Here is a 15,722-nt window from a genome sequence, read left to right as displayed (position 1 = left end):
GCGGCGTGCACACCAGGCTCAGACCAGGAAGATCGGCAGCATCCCCGGATTGTGCGCGTGCACCAGCACCGCGAACACCACAGCGTCGAACAGCAGGTGCACGGTCACGACGTATGCAAGCGAATGCGTCCGCAGGAAGATGTATCCCTGCAGCAGAGCGAAGGGGATCGTCAGCAGCGGCCCCCACTCGCGGTAGCCGAGTTCCCACAGGAACGAGACGAACACAATCGTCTGCAGCACATTCGCCAGCGCGTTGGGAAAGTGCCGACGCAACAGCGCGAACACCGTGCAGATGAAGAACAGCTCATCCCAGATGCCGACCGCCCCCACCCCGACGAACAGGCGCGCGATCAGCTCAGGCGAGTCGACGACCGGCCAGTTCTGGTAGACGCCGCTGGTGATGAAGTAGAACGGCAGGATCAGCCAACCGAGCACCAGCACGGCGATCAGCCACCCCCATTGCAGCCTTCCCCAGCGTTTGCCGGTGCGCCAGGGGAAACTGATGGCTCGGTCGCGGTACACGAACCGCGAGACCAGGTACGGCACGACTACCGCACCGCCGAGGGCGAGCGTGAAGCGCAGCATGGCCAGGTTGTCGAGTTCGGCCGCCAGCGGGATGACACTGACGATGAGCAGGCCCAGGGCGATCAGCGACAGATCGCGCGTCAGCGATGGGCCGGATGCTGTGCTCATTCGCCGTTCGCTCAGCCAACTCACGCCGATGCCCAGGGCGAGCAGGATCCACCCCAGCAGGCTCCACTCCGCGACGAAGAACGCCGGAGCTGCCAGGCACACCAGAGCCGCGGCTGTGATGCTCGGCGCCGAGACACGCACAGAGCCGTTCACGGACGAGGCCGTCTGCGGTAGACCAGGTCGCGGATGTCTCGTCCCTTGCCTAGTCCTTTGCGCTCGAAGGCGGTCATGACGCGTCCTTCGAAGCGCTCAGCCCACTCCCCCTCGAAGGCCCGCTCGAACAGTGGGTCGGCGTCCAGAACCACACGCATCTGCAGCGCGTACTCTTCCCAGTCCGTCGCCAGCCGCAGCAGCGCGCCGTCGGCAAGGGCACGAGCCGCGCCCTCTCCGAACCCGGGCCGAACCAGGCGCCTTTTGGTGTGACGCTTTTTGTGCCACGGGTCGGGGAAGAAGATCCACACCTCCGCAGCAGCGCCCACCGGTAAGAACGATGCGAGCACCTCGGGAGCGTTGGCCTCGATCAGGCGCAGATTGCGTACATCGGCCTTGTCCGCATCGAGCATCGTGCGGGCAAGACCGGCCCGGAAGACCTCAACGGCGAGAAAGTCATCACCGGGCCGAGACGACGCGGCCGAGATGATCGCATGTCCCTGGCCCGAGCCGATCTCGACGATCAGCGGTGCCTGCCGGCCGTACACGGCGGTGGGGTCCATCCGTGCTTCCGGATGCACACTCGTTGATGCATCACCGCGCGGAACCTCGATCAGATATTGCGGTGCAAGCTCATCGAACGCGCGGTCTTGAGCCTCAGACATCCGTCCGCTCCGCCGTACGAAAGACACCGGTTCATCACGGAAAGTGCGCGGTTCAGACATACACCCAGCTTAACTGTCAGGGCACCGTCACGAAGTCGATCAGTTCCTCGACCCGACCGAGCAGCGCGGGTTCGAGATCGCGATAGGAGGTCACTTTGCTCAGGATGTGCTGCCAGGCGCGTCCGGTGTCGCCCTGCTCCTGGTACGGCCAGCCGAATGCTCGGCAGATCCCGGTCTTCCAGTCAGTGCCGCGGGGAATCTCCGGCCAGCGCGCGATGCCCAGCGTCTTCGGCGTCACACACTGCCAAACATCGATGAAGGGATGCCCGACGATGCGCACATGCGCACCGTGCGGGCCGCGCCGGACAGCATCCGCAAGGCGCGACTCCTTCGATCCGGGCACGAGATGATCTAGCAGAACCCCGTAGCGACGGGTCGCACTGGGCGGCTCGCTCGCGAGCAGCTCGTCGAGAAGATCAGCACCCTGCAGAAACTCGACAGCCACGCCCTCCGCACGCAGATCCGCGCCCCATACCTTCTCAACCAACTCGGCGTCGTGCTTGCCCTCGACGAGGATGCGGCTGGGCAGCGCAACACGCGCGCGCTGGTCGTCGGCAACGAACGATCCGGATGCTGTGCGCTTGATCGCCTGTTTCACGGGTGCGGGAGGGGTGAGCCGAACCGGCTCGCCGTCGATGAGGAATCCTCCGCCGAGGGGAAAGAGCCGCTTGCGCCCGCGGTAATCCTCCAGCTCAACGTGTCCGCTCTGCACCCGCGTCACCGCGCCGCAGTATCCGTCGATGGCGACCTCGACGACCAGGTCGCGTTCGGCTGCGACGTCCGGAACTTTCTTGGCGCCGCGCTCTCGCCATCCCGCCGCCAGCACATCAGAGCCGTACATGTCTTCCATGCCTTCCAGCGTATGTGTCTGCGCTGATGGCGAACGGCGATCCGCCGGTTGATGCTGTCGCGTGTCTGACTGTTTGCATAGACTCGTGGCATGACGCACGGCTGCCACTCGGAGGGAACACGATGAAGACGAGGTGGCGGACTACGGCCGTAATCACGTCCGCGATGCTCTTGGGTGCATTGACCGCCCCCGCAGCCCATGCCACCGATCCGCTGCCACTCGACCCCGGGTACGTGACCGACAGCGCTGGTGTGCTCAGCGCGGGCGAGAAGCAGGCGACCGAGGAGCGTTTGCAGGAGCTCACGGAGAACTCCACCGCCGACCTCTTCGTGGTCCTCGTGGACGAGTTCACCTCTCCGTCCGACTACGTCGTATGGGCTGACACCGTGGCTGACCGCAACAATCTGGGCCCCGAGCAGTACCTGCTCGCCGTCGCAGTCGAGGGCCGCGCCTTTTACATCTCAGCCGCACAGGGTGGGCCGCTCAGCGAGGGCAAGCTCAGCAACATCGAAGACGCGATCCAACCACTGCTCGCGGCAAAGGATTGGGACGGCGCGATTATCCTCGCCGCCGATGAGATCCAGGGCGACGGTGGCGCAGGCATGCTGCGAGGCGTGCTGATCTTCGCCGGGATCGTCGCTCTCGCCCTCGTGGCCTGGCTCGTTATCGCGCTCATTCGGCGTGCCAGGAAGAATGCGGAGATCCGGCGGCGTGGGGCCATGCCCGAAAAGCCGGACCCGAACGATCCCTTCTCCACCATGACCGACGAGCAGGTCGAGACTGAAGCCGGATCCGCGCTCGTGCAGGCAGACGACGCGATCACCTCCAGCCGAGAAGAGCTGGGCTTCGCTGTCGCCCAGTACGGCGAGGGAGCAACGGCAGCATTCAGCGGGGCGATCGAATCCGCCCAGCAGAAGATGTCTCAGGCGTTCGATCTCAAACAGAAGCTCGATGACGAGATCGAAGACACCATCCACGAGCGTCGCGCCTGGCATATTCGCATCATCCAGCTGTGCGATGAGATCGATGACGTCCTCGATGACAACACCGAAGCTTTCGACGCGCTGCGCAAGCTCGAGCAGAATGCGCCGCAAGAACTCGAGCGGGTTCGCGCCGAACGAGCACAGGTTGAACCGCTCGTGACTGGCGCCTCCGCTGCGCTGGCTGCGCTTGCCGCTGCCTACGCCCCCGAAGCGCTCGGCGCGATCTCAGATAATCCGGCCGAGGCGCGAGAGCGCGCAGATCTGGCAGACCACTCGATCGAAGCCGCAACATCGGCTCTTGCTGCGGGCAGCAACGGCGAGGCCGCTTTTGCCATTCGCACGGCAGAGCAGGCGGCGGCCCAGGCCGCGCAGTTGGCGAACGCTATAGCTGCACTCGGTACAGAGCTCGCCGAAAGCGAGCGGCAGTCCACAGCGCTGATCATCGAGCTGAAGAGCGACCTCGCTGCCGCTCAACAGCTGCCCGACGCTTCGGGCGCGATCTCTGCGGCCATGACTGCGACGACTACCCAGTTGCAACAGGCTGAGGCAGATCTTGCCGGTCCCGCACGCAACCCCCAGCGTGTTCTTGACGCTCTGACCGCAGCGAACGCGCAGATCGATTCCGCTATCGCCCAGGGCCGTGAAAGCGTTGAACGCACTCGCCGTGCTCAGTTGATGCTTCAGCAGACGCTGACCCAGGCCGATTCCCAGGTGCGCGGCACCCGGGACTTCATCCAGACGCGTCGCGGCACCGTGGGATCCACCGCCCGAACTCGCCTCTCCCAGGCTGAGGCTTCCCTCACGCATGCCCACACGCTCGAACACAGCGACCCGCAGGCGGCGCTGAGCGAGGCACAGCGTGCGCTCTCCCTCGCTCGGCAGGCGCAGTCCACGGCTCAGTCCGATATCAACAGTTACAGCCATAGTCAGTACGACAGCGGCTTCGGCGGTGGATTCTTCGGCGGTTCATCCCACTCTTCCAGTTCAGGAATCGGCGGCGATATCCTCGGCGGCATCATCGGTGGTCTGCTCTCCGGTGGCGGCGGTGGCGGCCGATCCTCGTCTGGTCGGAGCAGTTGGCGCTCCAGCAGCAGCAGTGGATTCCGCAGCTCGGGCTTCGGCGGTGGCAGTCGGAGCGGCGGCGGCAGTCGCAGCAGCGGCGGCGGCCGCAGCGGGCGCTCCGGCGGGGGCCGCTTCTAATAACGTGCTTCGTCCTTGACTTGACCTGACTTCGACATTCCAACCGAAAGGAAACACCATGACCAAGCAGTCCATCTTCGGCCGCATCTCGACCCTCATGAAGGCCAACATCAACTCGCTCATCGATTCCGCGGAAGACCCGCAGAAGATGATCGACCAGCTCGTCCGCGACTACACGAACAACGTCGCCGACGCTGAGGCCGCCATCGCCGAGACCATCGGCAATCTGCGTCTGCTCGAGCGCGACCACGAGGAAGATGTGCAGTCCGCGAGGAACTGGGGAAACAAGGCGCTCGCCGCGAGCCGTAAGGCAGATGAGCTGCGCGGTGCCGGCGAATCGGCGGATGCTGACAAGTTCGACAGCCTGGCGAAGATCGCGCTGCAGCGCCAGATCAGCGCCGAGCGTGAAGCCACCGGTGCCGAGCCGACGATCTCCGCGCAGACCGAGGTCGTCGACAAGCTCAAGAGCGGCCTGAACGGGATGAAGGACAAGCTCGGCGAGCTGAAGAACAAGCGTAGCGAGCTGCTGGCTCGTGCCAAGGTCGCCGAAGCACAGACCAAGGTGCAGGATGCCGTCTCGTCCATCAACGTGCTTGACCCCACCAGCGAACTGGGTCGTTTCGAAGACAAGGTTCGTCGCCAGGAGGCCCTCGCCCAGGGCAAGATCGAGCTGGCGGCGTCCAGCCTCGACGCCCAGTTCGAGAGCCTGGAAGACCTCGGTGAGCTCACCGAGGTCGAGGCGCGTCTGGCCGAGCTCAAGGCCGGCACTTCGCAGTCGCAGCTCGAGTCCTGAGACTCCGGGTGCCTGGGATGTCGGCATCCCTGGCACCCGTCTTATTCTTTGGAGATTGACGTGGCCCGTTTTCTTGTAGTACCGCAGTGGCAGGGATCGCCGTCTGCGCGGGCAATGCTCCTCATCGACGGGGCATCAGCCATCGCCGGTGACCTGCCCCGCACGGCCACTACGGTTCTCGATGTGCCGGTCGAGGCTGGTGACTCGCTGGGAACCGGAGTGCATCGGTTGAGCTCTCTGCTGCGCGTTCGTGCGCTCATCGCCGATGCGATGACGCCGGAAACGATCGTCATCGGCGGAGACTGCAGCGTCACTGCCGCCGCGCTGAGCGCGATCGATCACGATGACGTCGCCGTCGTCTGGTGCGACGCACATCCTGACCTGCATGCCCCGGACACATCACCCTCGGGTGCGTACTCGGGCATGGCACTGCGCAGCATCATCGGTGAGGGCGAGGGGCAACTCGCGCTCTCCCCCGCAATCGCGAAAGATCGCGTCGTCGTCGTCGGCGCCCGCGCACTCGACGACGCAGAAGAGACACAGCTTGCCGGACTCACCCAGGTGAGCGTCCGAGAACTCGAAAATGCGGATGCCCTGGCCGATGCCGTGGCAGCCACCGGAGCCAAGCGGGTCTGGGTGCACATCGATGTCGATGTACTCGACCCTGCCGAAATCACCGGTGTGTCGACGGCAACACCGTTCGGCGCCGGCACCGCGGCGCTCACCGATGCGCTGCGCGCCCTACGCGGACGCTTTGATTTGGCCGGGGCGACAATCGCAGGGTTTGCGCCGCGATCGCCCGTAGATGCCGTCGACGATCTCGGCACTATTCTGCGGCTCATCGGTGCGATCGCGTGAGCGCTGATTGGCGCCCCGCGGCTGAAGCTGCGCTTGCGCGTGGACGACGCTTTGATCGCCGCATCCCGTCCTTCCTGCTGCGTTCGCCGATCAGCCGGATCGGCTACGCCTGGGGCACGGCCGTTGGCTGGACCTGGGGAACGCTGTGGAGCACGGGACCCGTCGAGCGTCGAGCGGGCCTGTGGGTCTTCCGCGGCATGCCGCAGTGGACGTTCAACCGTGGCGGCGTATGCGTCGGTGGTTGTTTCCTGACCGGAGATGCCAATCCCAGCGACGCTGTGCTGCGCCATGAAGCCGTCCACAAGGCGCAATGGCTTCGCTATGGCTTCTTGATGCCGTTGCTGTACCTGCTAGCCGGCCGTGACCCGTTGCGCAACCGCTTCGAGATCGAGGCAGGACTGGAAGACGGCAACTACGTGCGCCGTGCTCAGCGGTCGGCGGGCAGTAGCCCGAAGCGCTCCGGAGCCTGAATCTGCGCGGCCGAAACAGCAAGAGTGCCGGTGAGGTGGTCCACGATGTCAGCGGTGCCGAGGTACCCGCCGAGCAACGTCACCTGAGTGGGACGCTCGTCGTCGCAGAGCATCTCGTCTGCCCATGCCGTAGCAGCACGCGCAACCGCTGCGCCGGGTGCGCACGTACGACCGGTCCCCGGGGCACCTGTTCGCGACGAGCGGGCCAGCCAAGTCACCGTCATGCGGGCCGGAGCCTCGATGAATCCGATGTCGTCGGCGTGCGGAACTTCGATGAAGACGCGTCCGGAGGCGCACAGCGGCAGAGTACTGAGGAAGACCTCGAGGTCCAGCAGCGAGTTCTCGTCTGCGGTCACCAGGTGGTGCGAGCTCAGCCGTGCGGCCCGGCGCTGGGCGCGCCCGCTGCGAACGATGGAGGATGCCGTCATGATTCCTCCATCATACACCCGATGAAGGGTTGCCTTACCTTGGTAGCGCGACTTCTTCGACGAGCGTCTTCTTCAACGCGACGAAATCGGCCTGCGCCATCCCATTCGCCAGCAGATACTCGGCCGCCGATCCCCACCGCGTATCCACCTCGTCCAACAGCGCCCGCATCTCCTCAGCCGGGGACAGCGTCGCCAGTGCGAGCGCATGCTGTGCCTCCGGATGCTGCGTCTGCAGGAACGTGACGATTCGACGGTTGCGCTCCTCAGGCAGTTGCGACGCTGTGAGCGCATAGTCCGCGATAACGGCTTCGCGGTCCGCCCCGACCGCCGCAAGAGCGAGTGCGACGGTGACACCGGTGCGATCCTTGCCGACCGTGCAGTGCACCAGGGTCGATTCATTCTGCGCAATTACCCGGATCGCATCCACGATTCGTGCAGCGCTCTCCTCGACAAGTTGGCGGTACATCTGCCCCAGGCTGAGGTCCTCCTCGAAGAATGAGGTCACCGACCCGAGAAAGAGCGGCAGGTGGGTTGTGGTCATCGACAGTGGTGGCGACGGCGCAGTGGCGACCTCTTGGCCATCACGGAGGTCGACGATGTGCGTGACCCGGCGCTCCAACTCCGCGATACCGACCGCCGTTGCTTGGACGAGGTTGCCCGACCTCAGCAGCGTGCCCGTACGGATGCGTCCGCTCTCAGCGGGCATCCCGCCGACATCTCGAACGTTGAAGACGCCGTCGACTTCGAGGATCGTCACGCCGATGCCTGCTTCCCCCGTGCCGGCACCGGGTAGCGGCCGGCGATCACCACCCGGTTGAATGCGTTAATGGAAACGCAGGCCCAGCTCAGAGCCGCGTACTCCTTTTCGGTGAAGACACTGCCGACGCGGTTGTAGACATCGTCGGGGATGCCCCCGTCATGAATGTGGGTGAACGCTTCCGCCAGCTCGAGCGCTGCACGCTCACGATCGGAGAACACGCCGCTCTCGCGCCACGCCGGCAGCTGCGCGAGGGTGTCCGGGTCGATTCCCGCCTCGGCAGCGCGGTCGACATGCACTCGCGTGCAGTACGCGCACCCGTTGCGCTGCGAACTGTGGATCATCACGAGCTCTTTCAGCCGGTCATCGATTCCGTTCGCCTCGCAGATCTCACCGACTGTCTGCGAAAATGCGTCCAGTGCCCGATAAGCGGCCGGCTCGGTTTTTGACAGGTGCACGCGCGTCTCACTCATGTCTCCATGATAGGACGGGATACCAGCATCCCGTTCTGCGTTGAAATGCATCATGTCAAACAAACTTCTTCTGAAGACTGCATATCGCTCGGTAAACGTGCGTTGTTACTGAGCATTTTGCTCCGGCATTTCTTACTGCACGGGTTTGGGGGTCAGAATATGGGCGTGGCGACAGAAACCAACGAGTTCAGCTATCTTCCGCACCAGGCCGAAGCTCTCGGTGTGACGGCTCCGTCAGTGACGCGGCTCACCCTCGCTCTGGCCGACGGTCGCGTGATCAGCGCCCTCAAGTTCGGCGAAGGTTCTCCCGTCATCACGCTCTTGCATGGCGCAGGTCTCAACGCTCATACCTGGGACACGACCACACTGCACATCCAGCATCCGGTGCTGGCCATTGATCTAACCGGGCACGGCGATTCCAGCTGGCGGACCGATGCAGATTACTCGGCCCGAACACTGGCCGCTGATATCGCCGCCGCCCTGGATACATGGACCACCGAGCCCCAGGTCCTCGTGGGCCAGTCGCTGGGCGGTCTGACCGCGGCGGCTGTTGCCGCTGCCCGACCGGATCTCGTCCGCGAGCTGATGATCGTCGACATCACCCCCGGAATCGATACCTCGGCCGGCCCCACCGTACTGCGCAAGTTCTACGAGGGACCCACCGACTTCGCCAGCCGCGACGAACTTGTTGACCGCGCTATGTCCCTGGGGTTCGGCGGAACACGCGCCGAAACCGAACGCGGTGTCTTTCTGAACACCCGAGTCCGTCCGGACGGCCGGATCGAGTGGAAGCATCACTTCGCTCATCTGGCCGCACAGGCGATCGCCGCTTCTGCGGATGACACGGTATCCCCCGCCGTACTCACGCCGACCGGGTGGGAGGACCTCGCCGCCGTGCAAGCCCCCATCACTCTCGTGCGCGCGATCGCCGGTTTCGTCACCGCGCCGGACGGTGAGGAGTTCGCACGCCGGGTGCCGGCAGCGCGGGTCATTGCCATGGACGCCACCCACAACGTGCAAGAAACCGCCCCGGCAGAACTCGCCGATGCCATTCGCGAACTGGCTGACCGCACCACGCTCTAGGCTCTACCCGAATCGGCACACAGCACCTGCCGCACCGAGAGGATCTCGCCCTTCATGTTCCGACGCACCAAACGCGCAGCCGTCATTTCGGTCATCGCTGCCACCGCCGTCATCCTGAGTGCCTGCGCCGGGTCTGGACCCGATCCGGTCGAGACCGCCACCGGCGTCCCGGATGCCAGCGCAACGCTCACCGTCGGGCTCGTCCTGGAGCCGACGAACCTCGATATCCGCCACACCAGCGGAGCGGCGATCGAACAGGTCCTCATCGACAACGTCTATGAAGGCTTGGTCACGCGCACGCAGGACAACACGATCGAACCGCGCCTGGCCTCCGACTACGAGGTCTCCCCCGACGGACTCACCTACACCTTCACGCTCAATGAGGGGCTCACCTTCCACAGCGGAACCGCGCTCACATCGGCAGATGTCGTGGCCTCCTTCGAGGCCGTTCGTGCCGACGAAACGATGCAGGGCTTCGCTGATTTCGCTGGTTTTGCCTCGGTCACGGCACCTGATGCGAGCACGGTCGTCATCACGCTGACGCAACCGAACCAGAACTTCCTGTTCGCACTCACCGGTCCCGCGGGGCTCGTATTCCAGTCCGGGGACACCACCGATATGCAGACTGCGGAGAACGGCACCGGCCCCTTCACACTGCAGAAGTGGAGTAAGGGCAGTTCGATCACCTTCGCCCGATACGACGAGTACTGGGGCGAGCCGGCAGGCGTCGCCGAGGTCGTCTTCGAGTACATCCCGGACTTCACGGCAGGCGTCAATGCCGCGCTCGACGGCAGCTTGGATGTTCTCACCGCCGTCGATCCTAACCTCGCACCCGAACTCGAATCCTCCGGTGAGTTCCTGCTGACGCGGGGACGCACCACCGACAAGGCCACCCTCGCCTTCAACAACGCCAAGGCTCCCTTGGATGACATCCGTGTTCGCGAAGCACTGCGCCTTGCCGTCGATCACGAGGGCCTTATCGAGGCGGTCGGCGCCGGCACCACCCAGTACGGGCCGATTCCCGAACTCGATCCCGGTTACGAAGACCTGTCCGACGTCGCACCCTACGACCCGGAGCGCGCAAAAGAGCTGCTCGCCGAGGCCGGACATGAAACGCTCGATCTGACGTTGACCATTCCGTCCTTCTACGGCACCACTGTCCCGCAGGTGCTCGTGTCTGACTTCTCCAAGGTCGGAGTCACGCTCGAAGTCGACCCGGTCGAATTCCCCACCTGGCTCGAGGATGTCTACACCAACCACGACTACGACCTCAGTTTCGTGCTGCACGTCGAGCCCCGCGACTTCGGCAACTTCGCTGACCCGACGTACTACTTCGGTTACGACAACCCCGAGGTTCAGCGGCTCTACGCCGAGGCCCTTGCCGAGATCGATGAGGATGCCTCGGCCGAGTTGCTGGCCGAAGCCGCACGCCTCGTCTCAGAGGACCACGCTGCAGACTGGCTGTACACCGGCGAGACCATCACTGCCGTCCGCCCGACCGTATCCGGATTCCCGCAAGACTCCATCAACTCGCGAATCAACCTCGCGGGTGTCACCGTCGTCACCGAATAGCCCGGTGCTGCGCTACACGCTCACACGAGGGGTCCTGCTCATCGCCGGACTCCTCGTGTCGAGCGTGCTCATCTTCCTGACTCTGCGGGTGTTCCCCGGCGACGTCGCACAGTTGATCGCGGGCACGCAGGCATCGCCTGCCACTGTGGAGGCGCTGCGGGAGTCGCTGGGGCTCAACCACCCCCTGCCAGTGCAGTACGGCGATTGGATCGGCGGAGTACTCACCGGTGATCTGGGCACGTCTCAGCTCAGTGGGGCCTCCGTCGGCGAGGAACTCGTCGAGAAGGCGCAGGTGACCGTCCCGCTGGGCATCATGTCGCTGGTGATCGCATTACTCATCGCGATTCCGTTCGGCGTCCTCTCGGCAGTACTGCGCGGACGAGCGGGAGGCACGGCCATCAGCGTGGCCGCGCAATCCCTCGCAGCAGTCCCGGTCATCTGGGCGGGGATGATGCTCATCGTGGTCTTCGCCGTCTGGCTCGGAGTGCTGCCGGCGCAGGGCTTCCCCCGCAGCGGATGGTCCGAGCCATGGCAGGCGATCCGGGCGCTGCTGCTGCCTGCGCTCACGATCGGCATAGTCGAGGGGGCGATGCTGCTGCGCTTCGTGCGCAGCGCCAGTCTGCAGGCGCGCGGTCAGGACTTCGTCCGTACAGCCGCGGCCAAAGGACTCACGCGCAATCAGGCGCTGATCCGGCACGGCATCCCTGCTGTGGGCCTGTCGATTGTGACCGTCCTGGGACTGCAGGTTGCCGGGATCATCGTCGGCTCGGTTGTGATCGAACAGCTTTTCACCCTGCCGGGAATCGGCCGGATGCTGGTAGCCGACGTCGGAACACGTGATCTGGTCAAAGTGCAAAGTGAGCTGCTGGTACTCACCGGGTTTGTTCTCATCATCGGCTTCATCGTCGATCTCATCCATCATTTCGTCGACCCCAGACAGCGGGAGGCCGCATGATGCCGCGCTGGCTGCGCTCGCTGTGGAGCAGCGCAACGGGACGTTTCGGGCTCATCACCGCAGGGGCGATCGCCCTGATCGCGCTGGTATCGATATTTTGGACGCCGTTCAATCCCCTCGACGCGAACGTCCGCAACCGGTGGGCTGCCCCCAGTTGGCCGCACCTGCTGGGCACCGATAACACGGGCCGCGACATCCTCAGCCTCATCATGGTTGGTGCCCGCACAACCGTTTTCGTGAGCATCGGCGCCGGAGTCATCGCGACCCTCATCGGCATCCTGCTGGCGACTCTGGGAGCTCTGACCTTCCGCTGGATGAGAGAGACCGTCGCCGTTCTCGTCGACATCCTCATCGCCTTTCCCGTACTGATCATCGCCATGATGATCTCCTCGGTGTGGGGCGGATCACTGTGGGTGGTGATCTGGGCGGTGGGCATCGGCTTCGGCGTCAACATCGCACGCGTCACTCGTCCAGAGCTGCGACGGGTCCAGAAGAGCGATTTCGTGCTGGCCGGAAGAGCATCGGGGCTGTCGGCCGGTCAGAATCTGCTCCGTCACCTGCTGCCCAACGTTGCACCGGTGTTCATCGTCCAGCTGTCCTGGTCTATGGCGGTCGCCGTGCTCGCTGAGGCGGGGCTGTCCTACCTCGGTTTCGGTGCGTCCGTCGTTGAACCGTCCTGGGGCATTCTGCTGGCGGATCTGCAGCGGTACATCATCATCCACCCGCTCTCGGTGGTCTGGCCGGGCCTGGCCATCACGATCACGGTGCTGGCATTGAATCTTCTGGGCGATGCGCTGCGCGAGGCGACCGATCCGACGCTGCGGCACCGGTCGGCCGAACTACATACTCCGGCGGTGGTCGCATGAGTCTCATCGTCGAGGATCTCGTCGTCGTCATCGACGGCAGACGCGTCATCGACGGCATCTCATTCGAGGTGCCCGATGGCGCGCGGCTCGGTCTGATCGGTGAGTCCGGCTCCGGAAAGTCCGTCACCGCTCTCGCGATTATGGGCCTGCTCCCCGATGGTGCAACAGCCAGCGGCAGCATCCGCTGGAATGGCACGGAGCTCATCGGGATGCCCGACAAGCACCTCGCCCGCCTGCGCGGCGACGATATCGGCATCGTGTTCCAGGAGCCCCAGACGGCGCTGAACCCGATCCGCACCGTCGGCAGGCAGATCGCCGAATCGGTCCGAATCCACACCCGGGTCAGCAGGCGCGAAGCGCGTGAGCGGGCTGTCGAAGAGGCGACGCGGGTGCGTCTGCCCGACCCCCGATCCACGATAGACAAATACCCGCACCAGCTCTCCGGAGGCCAACGGCAACGCGTCGCGATCGCCATGGCGCTCGCATGCAGACCGCAGCTGCTCATCGCCGATGAGCCGACCACCGCTCTGGATGTCACTATTCAGGCCGAGATCCTGCAATTGCTGCTCTCGCTGGTCGAGGAGCAGGGCATGTCGCTGATGTTCATCACTCACGACCTCGCCGTGCTCGCGCAGGTCGCCACCCACGGGGTGGTCCTGGAGGACGGGAAGGTGATCGAGCACGCACCGGTTTCCACGCTGCTGACCGCCCCCACCTCTCCGATTACGCAGGGGCTGCTGCGCGATGCCACCGCAACGCTGTGGCGCCCGAACGGTGGTGAAGCGTGAGCCTGATCGAAACTCGAGGCCTCAGTCGCGACTTCCCCGTGCCCAAGAAGGCGATGTTCGAACGCGCGCAGACGCAGACAGCGTTGCATCCCACAGATCTAAACATCGAGGCGGGTGAATCCATCGGCCTCATCGGCGAGTCCGGTTCTGGAAAGTCGACGCTGGTGCGGCTTCTGCTGGGACTCGATCGCCCGACGAGCGGCTCGGTCACCATCGACGGCAAGAGCGTGGATGCCAGCGGCTCCGCCCGTTCGTTGCACTGGCTGCGTCGTCAGAGCGGACTCGTCTTCCAAGACCCCTACGCATCGTTGGATCCCCGGATGAACGCCGGGCAGATCATCGCTGAGCCGCTGTGGGCACTGGGCATTGCCGGCGATCGACGCTCCCGCGTTCGTGAAGTTCTCACGCAGGTCGGACTCGAGCCCGAGATGGCTGACCGCTACCCGCACGAGTTCTCCGGTGGTCAGCGGCAGCGGGTCGCCATCGCACGAGCCATCGTCCACCGTCCCCGCATCCTCGTCGGCGATGAGCCGATGTCTGCCCTGGACGTCACCGTGCGCGCCCAGGTGCTGGAACTGTTCGAGCAGCTCCTGCGCACCGAGGAGTTGACCCTCATCGTCGTCTCGCACGATATCGGTATGGTGCAGAACCTCTGCGACACGGTCGCCGTGATGAAGGACGGGCACATCGTGGAGCGCGGCACGACAACCGACGTCCTGCTGAATCCGCAGCAGGCCTATACCCAGAGACTGCTCGCGGCGATCCCGGTCATTCCCGCAGCCGCCCGCGGTGACTCTGCTTCGGCGTGAGCGACTTCTGTAGGTAGACCGTCCCCAACGAGCGACCGAATTTGAACCCGAGGCCGCTCATGCGCCCGGACTCGATAAAACCGAGCTTCCTGTGCAATCGGATCGATGCATCCGCTCCGCTGTCGCTGATCACCGCCACGATCTCGCGCAGTCGGATCTGCTCGCACGCGTCGATCAGCTGTTCCAGCAGCGCCGTGCCCAACCCTTTTCCCCCCGCGGCCGGCCCCAGATAAATGGAACTCTCCACCGTGTACCGATACGCGGATTTCGCCGCCCACGGCTGCACAAGCGCGTAGCCGATCACCTGATTCGTCGCCGTGACCGCAACGATGAACGGCAGTTTGAGCCGCTGGAGCATCGAGAACTTCTCACGCCAGAACCGGTGTGTGGTGGGCTTCTCATCGAAGGTCACCACGGAGTTTTCGACGTAGTGGTTGTAGATGGCCCGAATGTCCGGCAGATCGCTGATCCTGACGGCGCGGATCGTGTACGCGAACGTCTCCGCCTCGGGTGGCATCGCCTGCAGATGCCGCGGTAAACGTCGACGCCGGTCACCGGGTTCGAACTGCATTCCGTCAGAATAGTGCTGGTTGCAGGTCACCGGAATCATCGGCACTCGCGACATTCCAATCGACCGGAGCCGCCCCCTGCTGCTGCAGAAGATCGTTGGCGCGGGAGAACGGTCTCGAGCCGAAGAATCCTCTTCGCGCTGACAGCGGTGAAGGATGCGCGGACTCGATGATCGGCGTCTCACCCAGCATCGGCTCGAGCCGCGCAGCATCCTTGCCCCACAGGATCGCAACCAGCGGCCGGCCGCGGGCCACCAGTGCCCGAATTGCCAGCTCGGTGATCTCCTCCCAGCCCCAACCGCGATGAGAGCCCGGCTCTCCCGGGCGAACCGTGAGCACACGGTTCAGCAGCAGCACACCCTGGTCGCTCCAGGCACTCAGGTCACCATGCACCGCCGGCTGGATGCCGAGATCATCGTGCAGCTCACGATAGATGTTCACCAGGCTCCGCGGCAGCGGACGCACATGGCGATCGGCGGCGAAGGAGAGCCCGATGGGATGCCCTGGGGTCGGGTATGGATCCTGCCCGACGATGAGCACGCGCACATCGTCCAGCGGCCGCTGGAACGCTCGCAGAATGTGCTCGGGCGCAGGAAGGTAGGGCTCGGACTGCAGTCGTTGCTCCATCGCGGCGATCGCATCCGCCTCCGGGGCGAGAGCCGCGGCCCAGCCGGGATCGATCAGCGAGCGGTGCAACACC

The 15,722-nt window shown here is 64.7% G+C and carries 18 protein-coding genes; 10 read left to right on the top strand and 8 right to left on the bottom strand.

Annotated elements, in window-relative coordinates; genetic code table 11:
- Nucleotides 1-18 precede the first annotated feature (18 nt).
- Genes ACW5CM_RS04665 through ACW5CM_RS04655 form a run of 3 tightly spaced genes read right to left on the bottom strand, consistent with a single transcriptional unit; the run spans nt 19 to nt 2,418 of the window.
- On the bottom strand, nt 19-846 hold the full coding sequence (locus ACW5CM_RS04665) for a CPBP family intramembrane glutamic endopeptidase (RefSeq protein ID WP_438253600.1): 828 nt from the start codon (nt 844-846) through the stop codon (nt 19-21).
- A complete protein-coding gene (trmB, locus tag ACW5CM_RS04660) occupies nt 843-1,568 on the bottom strand; it encodes a tRNA (guanosine(46)-N7)-methyltransferase TrmB (RefSeq protein ID WP_457124306.1) in 726 nt (241 codons plus the stop codon). Before trmB ends, ACW5CM_RS04665 begins: the two co-directional genes overlap by 4 nt.
- A gap of 16 nt (nt 1,569-1,584) precedes the next feature.
- Nucleotides 1,585-2,418, bottom strand: coding sequence for a DUF3097 domain-containing protein (locus tag ACW5CM_RS04655; RefSeq protein ID WP_438253598.1), 834 nt, complete (start codon nt 2,416-2,418; stop codon nt 1,585-1,587).
- A gap of 122 nt (nt 2,419-2,540) precedes the next feature.
- On the opposite strand from ACW5CM_RS04655, the gene ACW5CM_RS04650 reads away from it, so the two are divergent.
- Genes ACW5CM_RS04650 through ACW5CM_RS04635 form a run of 4 tightly spaced genes read left to right on the top strand, consistent with a single transcriptional unit; the run spans nt 2,541 to nt 6,722 of the window.
- On the top strand, nt 2,541-4,601 hold the full coding sequence (locus ACW5CM_RS04650) for a TPM domain-containing protein (RefSeq protein ID WP_457124305.1): 2,061 nt from the start codon (nt 2,541-2,543) through the stop codon (nt 4,599-4,601).
- A 58-nt stretch (nt 4,602-4,659) separates the two neighbouring features.
- On the top strand, nt 4,660-5,394 hold the full coding sequence (locus ACW5CM_RS04645) for a PspA/IM30 family protein (RefSeq protein WP_457124304.1): 735 nt from the start codon (nt 4,660-4,662) through the stop codon (nt 5,392-5,394).
- Between the two features lie 60 nt (nt 5,395-5,454).
- The gene (locus ACW5CM_RS04640; protein WP_438253595.1) at nt 5,455-6,252 is read left to right on the top strand and encodes an arginase family protein; all 798 of its coding nucleotides are present in this window, start codon (nt 5,455-5,457) and stop codon (nt 6,250-6,252) included.
- The gene (locus tag ACW5CM_RS04635; protein ID WP_457124303.1) at nt 6,249-6,722 is read left to right on the top strand and encodes a Fe-S oxidoreductase; all 474 of its coding nucleotides are present in this window, start codon (nt 6,249-6,251) and stop codon (nt 6,720-6,722) included. Before ACW5CM_RS04640 ends, ACW5CM_RS04635 begins: the two co-directional genes overlap by 4 nt.
- Here the strand turns inward: ACW5CM_RS04635 and ACW5CM_RS04630 are convergent.
- From ACW5CM_RS04630 to ACW5CM_RS04620, 3 genes are read right to left on the bottom strand one after another with little or no spacing between them, the layout of a single operon-like run.
- A complete protein-coding gene (locus ACW5CM_RS04630) occupies nt 6,680-7,150 on the bottom strand; it encodes an SIP domain-containing protein (RefSeq protein ID WP_438253593.1) in 471 nt (156 codons plus the stop codon). The genes ACW5CM_RS04635 and ACW5CM_RS04630 overlap by 43 nt on opposite strands.
- A gap of 34 nt (nt 7,151-7,184) precedes the next feature.
- Nucleotides 7,185-7,907 (bottom strand): tyrosine-protein phosphatase, encoded by a 723-nt coding sequence (locus ACW5CM_RS04625; protein ID WP_457124302.1) that lies wholly within the window; start codon nt 7,905-7,907, stop codon nt 7,185-7,187.
- A complete protein-coding gene (locus ACW5CM_RS04620; RefSeq protein ID WP_438253591.1) occupies nt 7,904-8,380 on the bottom strand; it encodes a carboxymuconolactone decarboxylase family protein in 477 nt (158 codons plus the stop codon). Before ACW5CM_RS04620 ends, ACW5CM_RS04625 begins: the two co-directional genes overlap by 4 nt.
- A 159-nt stretch (nt 8,381-8,539) precedes the next feature.
- Here ACW5CM_RS04620 and ACW5CM_RS04615 point away from each other — a divergent pair, with 159 nt between their 5' ends.
- Genes ACW5CM_RS04615 through ACW5CM_RS04590 form a run of 6 tightly spaced genes read left to right on the top strand, consistent with a single transcriptional unit; the run spans nt 8,540 to nt 14,453 of the window.
- Complete coding sequence (locus tag ACW5CM_RS04615) at nt 8,540-9,463, top strand: alpha/beta fold hydrolase (RefSeq protein WP_457124301.1); 924 nt, start codon at nt 8,540-8,542, stop codon at nt 9,461-9,463.
- 54 nt (nt 9,464-9,517) lie between these two features.
- On the top strand, nt 9,518-11,035 hold the full coding sequence (locus ACW5CM_RS04610; RefSeq protein WP_457124300.1) for an ABC transporter substrate-binding protein: 1,518 nt from the start codon (nt 9,518-9,520) through the stop codon (nt 11,033-11,035).
- Nucleotides 11,036-11,039: 4 nt separating this feature from the next.
- Nucleotides 11,040-11,990, top strand: a complete 951-nt coding sequence (locus ACW5CM_RS04605) for an ABC transporter permease (protein WP_438253588.1) — start codon at nt 11,040-11,042, stop codon at nt 11,988-11,990.
- Nucleotides 11,987-12,856, top strand: coding sequence for an ABC transporter permease (locus tag ACW5CM_RS04600; protein ID WP_439254822.1), 870 nt, complete (start codon nt 11,987-11,989; stop codon nt 12,854-12,856). The genes ACW5CM_RS04605 and ACW5CM_RS04600 overlap by 4 nt, the downstream gene beginning before the upstream one ends.
- Nucleotides 12,853-13,644, top strand: a complete 792-nt coding sequence (locus tag ACW5CM_RS04595) for an ABC transporter ATP-binding protein (RefSeq protein WP_438253586.1) — start codon at nt 12,853-12,855, stop codon at nt 13,642-13,644. The genes ACW5CM_RS04600 and ACW5CM_RS04595 overlap by 4 nt, the downstream gene beginning before the upstream one ends.
- A 53-nt stretch (nt 13,645-13,697) precedes the next feature.
- Nucleotides 13,698-14,453 (top strand): ABC transporter ATP-binding protein, encoded by a 756-nt coding sequence (locus ACW5CM_RS04590; RefSeq protein ID WP_438253711.1) that lies wholly within the window; start codon nt 13,698-13,700, stop codon nt 14,451-14,453.
- On the opposite strand, the gene ACW5CM_RS04585 is transcribed toward ACW5CM_RS04590, so the two are convergent.
- Nucleotides 14,413-15,024: a GNAT family N-acetyltransferase gene (locus tag ACW5CM_RS04585; protein ID WP_438253585.1), complete on the bottom strand. Its 612-nt coding sequence runs from the start codon at nt 15,022-15,024 to the stop codon at nt 14,413-14,415. The two genes, ACW5CM_RS04590 and ACW5CM_RS04585, sit on opposite strands and share 41 nt — an antisense overlap.
- Nucleotides 15,025-15,028: 4 nt before the next feature.
- Entirely contained in the window at nt 15,029-15,721 is a 693-nt protein-coding gene (locus ACW5CM_RS04580; protein ID WP_439254825.1) for a uracil-DNA glycosylase, read from the bottom strand.
- Nucleotide 15,722: the final 1 nt, after the last annotated feature.

The organism is Microbacterium wangyouchuni (assembly GCF_054072595.1).
The sequence above is the reverse complement of the archived record's forward strand: the minus strand, read 5'-3'. Positions and strand labels throughout refer to the sequence as shown.

What these genes read in the sequence shown, in the direction of transcription:
- ACW5CM_RS04600 (WP_439254822.1), top strand. Translation starts at nt 11,987, where the DNA reads ATGATGCCGCGCTGGCTGCGCTCGCTGTGGAGCAGCGCAACGGGACGT.
- ACW5CM_RS04595 (WP_438253586.1), top strand. Translation starts at nt 12,853, where the DNA reads ATGAGTCTCATCGTCGAGGATCTCGTCGTCGTCATCGACGGCAGACGC.
- ACW5CM_RS04655 (WP_438253598.1), bottom strand. Translation starts at nt 2,418, where the DNA reads ATGGAAGACATGTACGGCTCTGATGTGCTGGCGGCGGGATGGCGAGAG.
- ACW5CM_RS04610 (WP_457124300.1), top strand. Translation starts at nt 9,518, where the DNA reads ATGTTCCGACGCACCAAACGCGCAGCCGTCATTTCGGTCATCGCTGCC.
- ACW5CM_RS04650 (WP_457124305.1), top strand. Translation starts at nt 2,541, where the DNA reads ATGAAGACGAGGTGGCGGACTACGGCCGTAATCACGTCCGCGATGCTC.
- ACW5CM_RS04630 (WP_438253593.1), bottom strand. Translation starts at nt 7,150, where the DNA reads ATGACGGCATCCTCCATCGTTCGCAGCGGGCGCGCCCAGCGCCGGGCC.
- ACW5CM_RS04615 (WP_457124301.1), top strand. Translation starts at nt 8,540, where the DNA reads ATGGGCGTGGCGACAGAAACCAACGAGTTCAGCTATCTTCCGCACCAG.
- ACW5CM_RS04620 (WP_438253591.1), bottom strand. Translation starts at nt 8,380, where the DNA reads ATGAGTGAGACGCGCGTGCACCTGTCAAAAACCGAGCCGGCCGCTTAT.
- ACW5CM_RS04585 (WP_438253585.1), bottom strand. Translation starts at nt 15,024, where the DNA reads ATGCAGTTCGAACCCGGTGACCGGCGTCGACGTTTACCGCGGCATCTG.
- trmB (WP_457124306.1), bottom strand. Translation starts at nt 1,568, where the DNA reads ATGTCTGAACCGCGCACTTTCCGTGATGAACCGGTGTCTTTCGTACGG.
- ACW5CM_RS04590 (WP_438253711.1), top strand. Translation starts at nt 13,698, where the DNA reads ATGTTCGAACGCGCGCAGACGCAGACAGCGTTGCATCCCACAGATCTA.
- ACW5CM_RS04645 (WP_457124304.1), top strand. Translation starts at nt 4,660, where the DNA reads ATGACCAAGCAGTCCATCTTCGGCCGCATCTCGACCCTCATGAAGGCC.